This window comes from Nonomuraea sp. NPDC050680, from assembly GCF_040654555.1.
Classification (GTDB): domain Bacteria; phylum Actinomycetota; class Actinomycetes; order Streptosporangiales; family Streptosporangiaceae; genus Nonomuraea.
In genome coordinates this window covers 333,087-344,831 of the sequence record NZ_JBFAIF010000007.1, presented here as the reverse complement: position 1 = coordinate 344,831, position 11,745 = coordinate 333,087, and the positions used below count along the sequence as shown (strand labels likewise).

At 63.7% G+C, this 11,745-nt stretch carries 14 protein-coding genes and 1 tRNA gene; 12 read left to right on the top strand and 3 right to left on the bottom strand.

What is annotated here, in order from left to right:
* The first annotated feature begins 328 nt into the window (after positions 1–328).
* Together AB0H88_RS25970 and AB0H88_RS25965 are read left to right on the top strand one after the other, a co-directional pair.
* A complete protein-coding gene (locus AB0H88_RS25970) occupies positions 329–496 on the top strand; it encodes a hypothetical protein (RefSeq protein ID WP_357648633.1) in 168 nt (55 codons plus the stop codon).
* 767 nt (positions 497–1,263) lie between these two features.
* Positions 1,264–2,682, top strand: coding sequence for a hypothetical protein (locus AB0H88_RS25965; protein WP_357648631.1), 1,419 nt, complete (start codon positions 1,264–1,266; stop codon positions 2,680–2,682).
* Positions 2,683–2,719: 37 nt separating this feature from the next.
* Here AB0H88_RS25965 and AB0H88_RS25960 read toward each other — a convergent pair whose 3' ends face one another.
* Positions 2,720–4,009, bottom strand: coding sequence for a helix-turn-helix transcriptional regulator (locus AB0H88_RS25960; protein WP_357648629.1), 1,290 nt, complete (start codon positions 4,007–4,009; stop codon positions 2,720–2,722).
* Positions 4,010–4,152: 143 nt separating this feature from the next.
* On the opposite strand from AB0H88_RS25960, the gene AB0H88_RS25955 reads away from it, so the two are divergent.
* The 3 genes from AB0H88_RS25955 (at position 4,153) to AB0H88_RS25945 (ending at position 5,622) form a co-directional block, all read left to right on the top strand.
* A complete protein-coding gene (locus AB0H88_RS25955) occupies positions 4,153–4,359 on the top strand; it encodes a hypothetical protein (RefSeq protein WP_357648627.1) in 207 nt (68 codons plus the stop codon).
* Positions 4,356–4,643 (top strand): hypothetical protein, encoded by a 288-nt coding sequence (locus tag AB0H88_RS25950; protein WP_357648625.1) that lies wholly within the window; start codon positions 4,356–4,358, stop codon positions 4,641–4,643. Before AB0H88_RS25955 ends, AB0H88_RS25950 begins: the two co-directional genes overlap by 4 nt.
* A gap of 247 nt (positions 4,644–4,890) precedes the next feature.
* Positions 4,891–5,622, top strand: a complete 732-nt coding sequence (locus AB0H88_RS25945; RefSeq protein ID WP_357648623.1) for a GntR family transcriptional regulator — start codon at positions 4,891–4,893, stop codon at positions 5,620–5,622.
* A 7-nt stretch (positions 5,623–5,629) separates the two neighbouring features.
* On the opposite strand, the gene AB0H88_RS25940 is transcribed toward AB0H88_RS25945, so the two are convergent.
* Positions 5,630–6,025, bottom strand: a complete 396-nt coding sequence (locus tag AB0H88_RS25940) for a hypothetical protein (protein WP_357648621.1) — start codon at positions 6,023–6,025, stop codon at positions 5,630–5,632.
* 160 nt (positions 6,026–6,185) lie between these two features.
* Here AB0H88_RS25940 and AB0H88_RS25935 point away from each other — a divergent pair, with 160 nt between their 5' ends.
* The 7 genes from AB0H88_RS25935 to AB0H88_RS25905 all read left to right on the top strand — a co-directional run bounded on the left by AB0H88_RS25935 (position 6,186) and on the right by AB0H88_RS25905 (position 11,580).
* Positions 6,186–6,605: a plasmid replication, integration and excision activator gene (locus AB0H88_RS25935; RefSeq protein WP_357648619.1), complete on the top strand. Its 420-nt coding sequence runs from the start codon at positions 6,186–6,188 to the stop codon at positions 6,603–6,605.
* Positions 6,605–6,871, top strand: coding sequence for a hypothetical protein (locus AB0H88_RS25930; RefSeq protein ID WP_357648617.1), 267 nt, complete (start codon positions 6,605–6,607; stop codon positions 6,869–6,871). Before AB0H88_RS25935 ends, AB0H88_RS25930 begins: the two co-directional genes overlap by 1 nt.
* Entirely contained in the window at positions 6,868–7,182 is a 315-nt protein-coding gene (locus AB0H88_RS25925; protein ID WP_357648615.1) for a hypothetical protein, read from the top strand. Before AB0H88_RS25930 ends, AB0H88_RS25925 begins: the two co-directional genes overlap by 4 nt.
* 84 nt (positions 7,183–7,266) lie before the next feature.
* Positions 7,267–8,685: an FtsK/SpoIIIE domain-containing protein gene (locus AB0H88_RS25920; protein WP_357648613.1), complete on the top strand. Its 1,419-nt coding sequence runs from the start codon at positions 7,267–7,269 to the stop codon at positions 8,683–8,685.
* Complete coding sequence (locus AB0H88_RS25915; protein ID WP_357648611.1) at positions 8,682–8,837, top strand: hypothetical protein; 156 nt, start codon at positions 8,682–8,684, stop codon at positions 8,835–8,837. Before AB0H88_RS25920 ends, AB0H88_RS25915 begins: the two co-directional genes overlap by 4 nt.
* Positions 8,834–10,444 carry a replication initiator gene (locus AB0H88_RS25910; protein ID WP_357648609.1) on the top strand — a complete coding sequence of 537 codons (1,611 nt, stop codon included), beginning with the start codon at positions 8,834–8,836 and terminating at the stop codon, positions 10,442–10,444. Before AB0H88_RS25915 ends, AB0H88_RS25910 begins: the two co-directional genes overlap by 4 nt.
* The gene (locus tag AB0H88_RS25905; protein WP_357648607.1) at positions 10,444–11,580 is read left to right on the top strand and encodes a site-specific integrase; all 1,137 of its coding nucleotides are present in this window, start codon (positions 10,444–10,446) and stop codon (positions 11,578–11,580) included. Before AB0H88_RS25910 ends, AB0H88_RS25905 begins: the two co-directional genes overlap by 1 nt.
* An 83-nt stretch (positions 11,581–11,663) precedes the next feature.
* Here the strand turns inward: AB0H88_RS25905 and AB0H88_RS25900 are convergent.
* Positions 11,664–11,735: transfer RNA gene (locus AB0H88_RS25900), tRNA-Val, on the bottom strand.
* Positions 11,736–11,745: the final 10 nt, after the last annotated feature.

Sequence of the window (11,745 nt, the reverse complement as noted above, 5' to 3'; positions counted from 1 at the left end):
CCCGGTGCGCTTAGCAGCGCACGCCGGGTTCGGGAGGCGGTTCGGGGAGACCCACCAGTGGCAACACCGGCAGGGCGCCCCGGACCGACCTCACTTTGACCGTGCGGAGGTGGAAGGCCTTCGCCGATGGCCCGTCGAAGCGGGTCGTGTGAAGTGGGAGGCAGCCTGATCCCGGAGTCGCGGGTGAGGGTGGGAGCAGCCTCGACAACGTCAGGGCGTGCCGGTACTGCCGGACGGTGCGGGCCTGGTTAATGAGCGGGAAAGGTGTACGTGAGGAACCAGTGGTGTAACGCCCTTTAAGGCTTCCACCAGCTCAAATCTGGCGGATATGGGCTGGGTCGCGGTGCGTACCCGCCAGTCCGGCGTCCCCATTGAGGACATCTCACGCCTCGTCGGGCACTCCAACACGGTGGTTACCGAGACCGTCTACCGGCATCAGATCCGGCCCGTGATCATGCAGGGAGCTGCGGCGATGGACGAGATCTTCGGGAGTTAGTCACTCACTTAGTCACTCGGACGCCGTTTTCAAGATCAGAGATCATACGTTTCTGCTGGTGGGCGGTACTGGTATCGAACCAGTGACCCCTCGCTTGTAAGGAGCCATGATCGGCTCCGCGCGGTCCTCGACCTGGAGCTGCTCAACGCGGCACCCCACCCCCGGAAGCAGTCCGGCCACAGCTAATGGCACGCTAATGGCACGGTGATCATGCCTCTCTGGCCTGTATCCATGCCGACTGACCAGGGCTTCCCCATCGCTCTCAGGTCACTGAATGGCACGGGTAAGGCACGCACGCGTACGCAGGTACGCGGCGGCCTGTTGTGCCAGTCGCGATCACCAGGGGGCGACAACGGCGTCAGAACCAAGCCCGATGATCAGCCACATTGCTCAGTGGGCCAGGGCTGAGGAACGAAGCCCTGGCCCTTCGATCGCCCCCAACCTGAGCGGCGACCAACCATGCCGTGGCGATCGTAAGGGCTGCATCGGTGCGGCGGCGCGGCAAACCAGATCGGAGCGTTCGGTCCGTGCGGCGGGGCGGGCGTACGGCGGCCGGCCCGCAGTCCCGCGCCGTCCGGGACCGGCCCCCAGGCCGCACGCCCGGACGGCGGGCGGGCGGCGGGCCGGGAGTGCGGCGGCGCGCCGCGCCGCCGCCTTGATTCCTATGGGCACAATTCGGCAACTATGCGCTTCAGCCCAAGCACCCAGAGGCAGACTCGTTCGAAGTAGAGACACCTGGCATTCCTCTCATGGTTCTAGGAGACCGCATGACCAAAGAGCAGCCCTCTGTCGACAGAGACGCGGATTTGGAATTCGACGAGACCGGCAGGATAGGAGCGAAAGATTCGGCTACCAGCACGGCTCCTGAAAGCCTGACGGATGATGAGCGTTGGGTCGCGGGAGAGCTTAAGAAGAAAGGCATCGAGATAAAGTTCCGCGACAACCGCGTAGCTGTCGCAAGATCCTTATCTACATCTACAAAACGTAGGCTGATGCGATCGCGACCCATATTCGACCGTGGCCACATATCAGCCCTAAAGATGCAGTTGGAATGGAAGCCTGTAGATCACTCACATTATGTTGGATACCTAGTTCCAGATTTGGGGCTAGCCGAGATTAGCCTTGACATGCCTTACCAGATAGGAGGTTGGCGCAATCTTACAACACTGGCAAAGGCAACGACGCCCAACTGCAAACACGCACGCGAGAATTCTTGGATGCCAATCGTAGAAGATGGACCTCTACCGGAGGTGGACCGAAACTCAGAGGAACAGGATTCTGTTACGTCACAACGACTGCATCTGACTCGCCGCGACGGCGATGTGTGTATCGAACTCTCTAATTACAGCCCTCTTATTGCACCATCTATCGTTTATGCAGTTGGCTACCCGGAATGCACACTCAAGCTCTACTTCCAAAAACACCTTTCACTGGAGAGGATGGAGGAATATTGCGAAGATATCCTACAAGCTTTCCTCTATGAACTGAACACCAGGAATGGCCTACTATTCAGCGCTATCCGACGCCCCTTTGATGGAAACTCGAGAGAGGATGGCAAAAAACGAACGATGCCGGATACAAATGATGCGCGATTCCCTGTGACGTCCATCCAGCCAGAAGTAGCGAGGATGTTCAATTTTGCCAGCCAGGCCGCCGGCAATCCAACTCTCGCCTTTTTGTCCTACTTTCAGGTCTTGGAATATTTCCTGTTTACAATGGTGCGTCGCGGCACGGTAAAGAATTTGCGAAACGCGATGCTAGATCATCGCTTCAACGAGAAGAGTGATACGTCCCTAGTTCGCTTGATCGAGATAGTAGAAAGATCTTCGGGAAGCGTAGAGTCACAGCGTCTACGATTTCTTATAAATGAGTGCACCAGAAAGAGCGAGGTTACCGCTTTCCTGAAACAGGGAATATGGAACAATCACTTCGGCAATACGGGCCCCATCAAGGGCGTGCCTACTCTGAATATCAAAGATAAGGATAGCGGCATCTTGGATCAAGTGTCCGACAGGGTATACAAGATCAGGAATCGGATTGTCCACGCTAAGGATGATCCGAAGTATGGAGACACGAGGGTACTGTTGCCCGAGAGTCGCGAGGCAGACTCACTCGGCCCCGACGTACAGCTTGTTAGATTGCTTGCAATGGAGGTTATTCTGGAAAGCCAGGGACGACGATCATAGGGTCCATCATTGGAGCAACAGAATGATATATGCCTGATCATTCGAGCAACTCCGGACGACGACTTGTAAGAGCCCGACGCGCCATAACAAACCGCTCGTGGAACTCTACGGCAAGCGCTTCCCTCCGATATCGTTGCCGCAAGAGATGATGAAGGTCTCCCGCCCGATGAACTAGGTCTGTAAGTGACCGTCGGTCTATATCGAATGCAGCATTTCCTTCCTCTACAGCAGCGTCGAGGTCGCCACGCCGAGCATGGATGATCCCCAAATCAATGTGCGCGTCTGCGACGCGCATTGGAGCGTTGGAACTTCCATCCGGACGAGTGTGCATCTGAATGGTTTCGCGGGCATGTTCTTCGGCACGGTCATCGTCGGCGAGCCAGGTGTAGCAGGTGGCGGCGTAGAAGATCCACTTTGCGTGGTCGAACACGAAGTGGTGGTCTGGATGGTCCGGCATGGGGAGGCTACCGAGTACCTCGGCTCCTCGGGTCAGGGCGCGGTCGGCTTCGCGGCGGTCTCCTATGCGGGCCAGGCCGCGGGCTTCTTGGAGCGTGAGTTGGACCATGGCGCTGCTGGTGCCGGCCACGGCTTGGCCCGTGCGGGCGGCGGTGACGACGTCTTCGTAGCGGCCTTCGACAAGGGCGAACCAGGCTGACATTTCGTGTGCCCAGCCCATGAGTTCGCCATGTCCGACCTGGCGGCCCATCTCGAAGGCGGCGCGTCGGGCTGTTTCGGCCTCTTCCCTCTCGCCCAGATCGTAGTGGACGCAACCGAGCAGGGCAGTGAGCCATCCGGTGATCACGAGCAGTTCGCGGTGCTGGTCCAGGGTGAGGCGTCCGGCGAGCAGGTGGTTGATCTGCGCCAGGCGCTTCTGCGTGCGATCTCGTAGGGTGCCTGCTGGTACAACGGGGTAGGCACGGCATAGGAGGTCGACGGCCTCCGCGAGGGCCTCCAGGGTTCCGGTTCCGACGTCGGATGCCTGGAGTTGCTGAGCGAGTTCCATGGTCCCGTACAGGTCGGCCTCGGCTCGGAGGGCGTCGGCCGGGATAACGCGGGCCTCGATGAGGCGGCTTTCGTTCTGCCTCCCTTGGGAGAACCCGAGCTCTTCCGGTTCCTTTCCAGTCAACTGGGTCAGCGCGAGCCGGTATTCGGTGCGCGGCCACCTGACTTCGCCTGCTTCCCAGCGCCGAATCCGCTCCTCGTCGCAGGCCAACCCTTGCGCGACACCAATGGGAGTCGCATTGATCTTTTCGGCCATCTGCGCACGGCTGAGCTGCTCCTGATTGCGCCAGGCGCGAAGGCGAACGTTCGGAATGTAGTCGGGCATTTTCGGGTCTTCCTCCCGGCTGGGGGCTCGAAAGGGGAAACAAGGGGGGCCGTTCAGGGGTCCTGCTCAGACGCGGTTGCCGGTGGACTTGTCATCAATCAACCACGGTACGTCACGCGGCCTCCCGCCACAGGGAACGCCGGATGAACGAGGAGATGGCGACGGTGATCCGGCCAGACGAGACAAGCAAGACGTCGCCCTGCCCCGGCTGCCGGGGACGCGGGATCAAACTGCGCAACTCGCGCGGTGCGCTCCTTATCGGCGACATCGACGAAGATCAGATCTCGGGTGAGGAGCGAGAGTGTCTCGACTGCCTCGGAGACGGCCGGGCCGAAGGGAGCGGAAGATGAACTCGATCATTCAAGCGGCGGTGACCGGCTTCCCGGACAACAGCCAGGAAGAGGGCGACATGCTCGTCCGGTTGCGTGACCAACTCGCGAACCTCGGCGTGAACGCCGATCTGCGGGACAACAACAGTGCGCTGCTGGTGCGCAAGCCTGAGCCGGGGCTGCCGGTGTGGGTGTTCGTTGGGTACGGCGGGGCCTACTACTCGTGGCAGAGCGCCGAGCAGCGGCACCCGACCAGCGATCCGCAGGGCGCGGCGAACGTCCTGGCCGAGTACATCGCCAGGTGATGACGGGCGTGGCGGGGCAGGCATGGTCTCTTCCAGAGGGGGATGGCGGCCACTGCCTTGTCTCGCCACGCCTCTCCCGGCAGGTAGATGCAGTGGCATCCACGCGGCAACCTTCCCAGCCCGGCCGCTGCGCTGCCTGTCGGGTTCTCATGTGCGCTCACGCTTCCGGTAACGCCGTGGACAGCCGGCGGTTGGCCGGATACTCTCAAACTTAGTAAAACAACCTGTCGGCTGTTGGACGGTCAAGATGTCGCTAGAGTCCGTGCCGCCTAAGTATGCGCAGCTTGTGCACACTCTTCAGAGGCGCATCGAGGCGGGAGCCTACCCACCGGGCACGATGCTCCCCAGCGAGAACCAGCTCATCCAAGAGTTCAGCGTTTCCCGTCCCACCGTGGTCGCCGCCCTTCGCGTCCTGCGTGAGCAGGGCTGGATCGAGTCTCAGCAGGGCAAGGGACGCTTCGTGCGCGGCCGTCCGGCGATGGCCTCTGTTGAGCAGAAGCGTCCGGGACAGGCGTATCTGACCAAGCCGGAGACCGACTCCGCGGGCGAGGTCGTCGAAGTCGGCACGGTCGCCGTACCGAATCGGGTCGGCGTGCTGCTCGATGTGCGGCCCAAGAGCAAGGCGTTCGTTCGGCGGCGATTGATCACGCGAGAGGGCGAGCCGACTGAGTTGGTGTCGCTCTGGCTGCCGTTGGAACTGTCCGAGGGAACGGATCTGACCAGCGGCGAGCCGTTGCAGCAGGGCTTCCGCGAGCATCTCCAGGCGCGCCAGGGCGTGCGTTTCGATCACATCGTGGAGCAGATCACCGCTCGCATGCCCTCTGCTGACGAGGTCAAGCAGCTTGCCATGCCGAAGAACCAGCCGCTCTTGGCCGTCTTCGGTGCGGTTCGCGATGCCTCCGGCCGGCCTCTGGCGGTCGTAGAGGTTCTACTGCCCGCCGACCGGCACGAGTTGGAAGACGCCTACCCGATCGCCTGAGGCCACGTCATCCGCCGGGACAGTCACTGTCTCCGCCGCTGTACTCGGCGCAGTAACCGGATGGCAGAGGCGGCGGAGGGCGGTGTAGCTCCGCCTGGCGTGCGTTCATGTACAGGCTCCCCTGGACGAAAACTACGCACGCCACTGCGATGAGACCGAAGATCCAAGCGCCCGTCACTCTGCGGGTGAAGACACAGATGCCGGTGGACATGACGGGCGCAGCGATGAAGATCACTGCCGCTGCGGTCGTCCACGCGTTCACTTTCTCGCTGTCGACTTCGGGGAACTTCAGGCCAGCATCAAGCGAGTGCCAGAGGCACAGCGGTACGCCGATGAACCAGATGAGTGCCAGGAGGCAGAGAACTACACCGCCGACCTTCACTGGCTCCGTATCTGCCTCCACGATTAAGACTATTTCGTCCAGTTCTGTGGTGAATGAAGCACGAGAGATTCACGATTCCGCACCAAAAATTCTCTTAGGCACTTGACCTAGCAAGTTTGAGCTGCCTAATCTCAGAGCACTTGATAGGTTAAGTGCCTGTCAGTCAAGAGAGGAAAGCCTTATGGCTCTGCAAGGCCCCATCCCTGTCACCTTCGCCATGGTCTTCCCGCACGGCTGCTACGTCGTCGGCGAGGTCGAGCCCGTCAAGGACTTCGACGCCTCGTCCAACGGCCGGTTCGTGCAGGCCCGCGACAAGCAGACCGGTGAGCTGGTCTGGCAGGTCGCGGTCATGGACGGTGACCCGACCCTCAAGCCCGCTCAGAAGACGGTGGCGGTCAAGATCCTCGCGCCGGTCCAGCCGGTGCCGCCGTCCCCGATGCCGGGCCTCCCGTTCACGCCCGTCGAGTTCGACGCCATCTCGGTCACGCCGTACGTCAACGGCAACGGTCGCCTCGCCTACTCCATCAAGGTCCGCGACATGCACGCTCCCCGCCAGACCGCACAGCCCACCCAGGCCAAGGCCGGAAAGGACGCCGCCTGATGACCCGCCGCCGTACCCCGCGCAACAGCGTGATCCGGCTGACCACCGGAAACGCCGCCCGCACGCTCAACCACCCGTTCACCCGCCGTGAGCCCGTCCTGGCGCTCGACTTCGGCGCCACGTCCGTCCTGGTCACCACGAGCGGACCCGTGACGGCGGAGGACCTGGAGTTCGCGCGCCAGCTCGCCCGCGAGGCCCACCGCTTCGCCCGCTCTCTGGAGCGCAGCTTCTACGGCCTGCCCGATGGTCAGGGAGTGGCGGCGTGAGCGAGCACCGGCCCTATACCTACGTCACCTTGTCCATGCGACCCGATTCCGACCCGCACGTCGGTGTCTCTTTCCACACGCCGCGCCTCCAGATCCGCGCCGGACTGCTGGTCAGCAATCCGCGGCCGTACCTGGAGTTCGCCTCCCACGAGGCCAACGTCCACATCTCCACCACCGGGTCCGGGCCGGTCACCGACGCCGACCTGAACATCGCCCGCGAGATCTTCAACGCCGCCGCTCGCTACCTGGCCGACTGCGAGTTGCTGCACGCCGAAGAGCCGGCCGACGACGCCAACGACACAGCGGCCTGACACGAAGCGGGGCCGCTGGAAGCGGCAACTTCCGGCGGCCCCTTGGTTCTCCCCTGACTGCACATCACGAGAGGTTTCCAGCTTATGTTCAAGCGGCTGCCTGGAGACGAGGCGCGCAACCTCGTCTCCACTACGCCCGATACGGCCGTCGTCTTCCGACCGGCCGTGCTCAAGACACCCGCCCTCGTCACCCTGCTCATTTACGGCTGGCGCTTCCTCGCCGCCCTCATCCGTACCACCTGGCGGCACCCCGTAGCGGTCGCCGTACCCATCGCTCTCGCTGCCATCGGCTACCACTTCGGGTGGCCTCTAGCCGCGTCCCTCCTGGGGACCATCGTCTTGGCTCTGGCCTCCTGGTCCTACATCGATCGCGGCTCCTTCTCCCGTATCGTCGGCTTCCGGCTGCTGGCCTGGTGGCGACTGATGTCGGTGTACCGCCGACACTGGCACGGCGTCATGGACGTCTCCGGCCTGGCCAAGCGCGTCAACGGACGCGTCTACATGCCCCGTCTGATGCGCGTCACCTGCGATGGCTGGGCCGACCGCATCACGGTCCGGATGCTCGGCGGTCAGGCGGTCAAGGACTGGTCCGATCGCATCGACAACCTCGCTCAGGGCTTCGGCGCTACCTCCTGTCGTGTCGCGCTCGTCAAGGGCGGCCGGTTGCTGCTCACCTTCCCACGCAGCGATCCACTCGCCTCGCCCATGCCAGCCCTTCCCATCCCGGACGAGCCAACCGTGGGACCGGTTGAGATCGGCAAACAGGAGGACGGCCGACCGCTACGGCTCAAGGTGCACGGCACGCACATCCTGATCGCGGGCGCGACCGGCGCTGGCAAGGGCTCGTTCCTGTGGGACACCATCCGCGGGCTACTCCCCGCCATGCGGGCGGGCCTGGCCCAGGTATGGGCGTTGGATCCGAAGCTCATGGAGCTTTCGTTCGGACGGGAGTTGTTCCAGGGCCGGTACGCCGCCGATCCGACCGATTGCGCCGACCTGCTCGACGAGGCGGTCAGCGTCATGCAAAAGCGCGCGACCCGCTTCGCCGGTCTCCAGCGCTCCCACGTTCCGACGATCGAGGACCCGTTCGTCCTGGTGCTCGTCGACGAAGTCGCGTTCCTGACCGCCTACCAGCCCGATAGGCAGCTTCGGCAGCGCATTTCCGCCGCCCTGGCCACGCTCGCCACCCAAGGCCGCTCAGTCGGCGTCGGCGTCATGGCCGCCCTCCAGGACCCACGCAAAGAGGTCATGAACATCCGCAACCTCTTCCCCGACAAGATCGCCCTCCGACTCGACGAATCCGAACAGGTGGACATGATCCTCGGCGATGGCGCACGCGATCGTGGCGCACTTGCTGATCACATCTCACCGGTCCCGGAGCTGGGCGCAGGTGTCGCCTACATGCGCCTGGAGACCTCACCCGAACCGATCCGCGTCCGCGCCGCGTACGTCTCCGACGCTGACATCCGCGCCATGGTCGCCTACTACGGGCAGGCCGCATGACACTGGCTCACTTCCTGGACGGCCTTCGCTGCGCCACCTGCCTCACTCTGAACGCTCTGTGGCTCCACCCCGTCCGCGCCCTGGTCGAATGCCGCGAGTGCGGCCAGACCGCACTCACCGTCACCGATCCCGACGAAGGGAGGACCGCATGACCCATGCGCACGACCGCGCACTCCCCCGGGCCGTCCGACAGGCCATGCCGATGGCCCGCGACGTGCTCGAAGAGGTCGCCAAGCTCCACGGCGTCTGCATCCGGCCCATCCCGCTCAAGCGGCTCGACATCGTCACCGGCAAATCTGAGATCATCGACGTCCCCTGCGGCGCCACCCTCGACAGCAAGTGCCCGCCATGCGCCAAGCGCAACAAGCAACTGCGTAAGGCCCAGTGCCGCGAGGGCTGGCACCTCGACGCCGAACCCGCCATCACACCCGACGAGCCGAACGAGGAACAGCGCTGGCTCGTCGAGTTTCGCGCCGACTACCACGCGCAGCGTGACGCCGCCGAAAAGGCCGGCGACGACACCACCGAACTCGACACGATCATCACCGGCCTGGACGAGGAGATCAACGCCGCAGGCATGCGCGGCAACATCCTCGGCCGAACGACCGCCAAGCGCTCCCGCTCGACCAAGAGACGGCAAGACGCGCCCGACCTGCCCAAGCGCAAGATGACCAACACCACCCTTGGACGCACCTTCCAAGGCACCGACGGCAAGACCTATCGGCCGTCCCTGTTCGTCACACTCACCCTGCCCTCGTACGGCAAAGTTCGCGACGGCGTACCCATCGATCCGGACACTTACGACTACCGGCGCGCCGCTCGGGACGCGCTGCACTTCTCCAAGCTCGTCGATCGCTTCGTGCAGAACCTGCGCCGCGTCGCGGGCTATGACGTGCAGTACTTCGCCTCTGTGGAGCCTCAGAAGCGGCTCGCGCCGCACCTGCACATGGCCATTCGTGGAACGCTCCCACGTTCGGAGATCAAGCAGATAGCCGCCGCCACTTACCACCAGGTCTGGTGGCCGCAGGCTGACGAAGTCGTCTTCGAGGGCGATCACCTGCCGGTCTGGCAGGACGGCACCGGCTACCTGAACCCGGCCACCGGCGAAGTCCTACCCACCTGGGACGAAGCTCTCGACGCGCTTGACGAGGACGCCGAACCCCTCCACGTCATCCGCTTCGGCGAGCAAATAGACGTCCAAGGAGTCCTCGGCGGAACTCCGGATGCCGACCAGTGCATCCGCTACCTGTCCAAGTACCTCACCAAGTCCATCGGCGACACCCTCGACGGCGGCCAGGCCAAGCAACAGCACGCCACCCGCATGCTCGACGCCCTCCGCTTCGAACCCTGTTCACCTAACTGCCCGAACTGGCTGCGCTATGGCATCCAGCCCAAGAGCGCCAAGCCCGGCATGCTCCCCGGCCGGTGCCGTGGCAAGGCCCACAAGCCCGAACACCTCGGCTACGCGGGCCGTCGCGTCCTGGTCTCGCGCAAGTGGTCCAACAAGACCCTCGCCGAACACAAGCAGGACCGCCGCACCTGGGTCCTGCAAGCCCTCGGCCAACCCGACGAACCCACCGACCCACACCGCTACATCTGGCGCCCCGTCCCAGCCGGAGACGCCAACGTGCCACCCCTCGCCGTTCGCCTCCTCAGATCCGTCCACGAACGCCAACGCTGGCGAGCCCACCTCCGCGAACTGGAAGCCAGAGCGAACGGCCAAGACCTTTCGGCAACTGATCTCGGGAGGGCGGCCTGATGCCGAACAAGCCAGGCAAGCGCCGCTTCGGAAGCATCCGCCAACTCCCTTCCGGCAGATTCCAGATCCGCTACCCCGGCCCCGACGGCCAGATCCGCATGGGCGAGACCACCTATGCCCGCGAGCGCGACGCAGAGAAGGCACTCTCGCTGATCGAGGCCAAGCTGCTCACGGGCGACTGGACCGACCCACAGCGCGCCAAGGTCAAACTTGGCGACTACGCGGACAAATGGATCACAGAGCGGACGAACCTCCGACCTCGAACCGTCGAGATCTACAAGGGATTGCTCAAGCGCTACATCCGCCCCCACCTCGGCGGCGTGCCCATCGGCAAGGTGGACACGGCTGCGATCCGTGAGTGGCGGGTCCTGCTGCTCGGCAATGGCGTCGGCCCGTCCGAGGTGGCCAAGGCGTACCGCTTCCTGCGGGCCGTTCTCATGACGGCGGCAGACGATCAGATCATCCCGCGCAACCCGTGCCGCATTCGAGGCGCGGGCGAGGAGAAGCCGGAAGAGCGGCCGGTGCTCACCGTGGCGAAGGTGTTCGAGCTGGCCGGCCAGATGCCTGAACGGCTGCGCGCCTTGGTCCTCCTCGCCACCTTCGCCAGCCTGCGTTGGGGCGAAGTGGCGGCCCTCCGGCGGATGGATCTGGACCTCGCCGCCCGGACCATCAGCGTTCGGCAACAACACGTCGAACTCGACACGGGCGAACTTCTGGTCGGCCCTCCGAAGTCCCGCGCAGGAGTCCGTACGGTTGCTATCCCGGAAGCGATCATCCCGGCACTCCGCGAACACCTCGACCGGTTCACCGAGCCAGAGCCCGACGCGCTGATCTTCACTGGCGCACGAGGCGGCATCCTTCGCCGCAGCAATTTCCGACGTGCGGCCAAGTGGGACTTTAGCACCAAGAAAATCGGCTTTCCGGGCCTCCACTTTCACGATCTACGACACACCGGCAACACGATCGCCGCCAGCTCCGGCGCGAGCCTCAAGGACCTCATGCAGCGCATGGGACATGACTCCGTAAGGGCCGCGTTGATCTACCAGCACAGCACGGCGGAGGCAGACTCCAAGATCGCTGATGCCATGAACAGCAAGATCGCAGAAGCTCTGCCCGTCAAGGCGAGAGGGGACTGACCAAGATCACCCGCGTCGGCTAATGGCACGTTAATGGCACGAGCCCCGTTTCCGCAGGTCGGAAACGGGGCTCTTTTCGCAGGTGGGCGGTACTGGTATCGAACCAGTGACCCCTCGCTTGTAAGGCGAGTGCTCTACCGCTGAGCTAACCGCCCCTGATCGGCA

What these genes read in the sequence shown, in the direction of transcription:
- AB0H88_RS25955 (WP_357648627.1), top strand. Translation starts at nt 4,153, where the DNA reads ATGAACGAGGAGATGGCGACGGTGATCCGGCCAGACGAGACAAGCAAG.
- AB0H88_RS25930 (WP_357648617.1), top strand. Translation starts at nt 6,605, where the DNA reads ATGACCCGCCGCCGTACCCCGCGCAACAGCGTGATCCGGCTGACCACC.
- AB0H88_RS25950 (WP_357648625.1), top strand. Translation starts at nt 4,356, where the DNA reads ATGAACTCGATCATTCAAGCGGCGGTGACCGGCTTCCCGGACAACAGC.
- AB0H88_RS25910 (WP_357648609.1), top strand. Translation starts at nt 8,834, where the DNA reads ATGACCCATGCGCACGACCGCGCACTCCCCCGGGCCGTCCGACAGGCC.
- AB0H88_RS25965 (WP_357648631.1), top strand. Translation starts at nt 1,264, where the DNA reads ATGACCAAAGAGCAGCCCTCTGTCGACAGAGACGCGGATTTGGAATTC.
- AB0H88_RS25905 (WP_357648607.1), top strand. Translation starts at nt 10,444, where the DNA reads ATGCCGAACAAGCCAGGCAAGCGCCGCTTCGGAAGCATCCGCCAACTC.
- AB0H88_RS25960 (WP_357648629.1), bottom strand. Translation starts at nt 4,009, where the DNA reads ATGCCCGACTACATTCCGAACGTTCGCCTTCGCGCCTGGCGCAATCAG.
- AB0H88_RS25970 (WP_357648633.1), top strand. Translation starts at nt 329, where the DNA reads ATGGGCTGGGTCGCGGTGCGTACCCGCCAGTCCGGCGTCCCCATTGAG.
- AB0H88_RS25920 (WP_357648613.1), top strand. Translation starts at nt 7,267, where the DNA reads ATGTTCAAGCGGCTGCCTGGAGACGAGGCGCGCAACCTCGTCTCCACT.
- AB0H88_RS25945 (WP_357648623.1), top strand. Translation starts at nt 4,891, where the DNA reads ATGTCGCTAGAGTCCGTGCCGCCTAAGTATGCGCAGCTTGTGCACACT.
- AB0H88_RS25915 (WP_357648611.1), top strand. Translation starts at nt 8,682, where the DNA reads ATGACACTGGCTCACTTCCTGGACGGCCTTCGCTGCGCCACCTGCCTC.
- AB0H88_RS25935 (WP_357648619.1), top strand. Translation starts at nt 6,186, where the DNA reads ATGGCTCTGCAAGGCCCCATCCCTGTCACCTTCGCCATGGTCTTCCCG.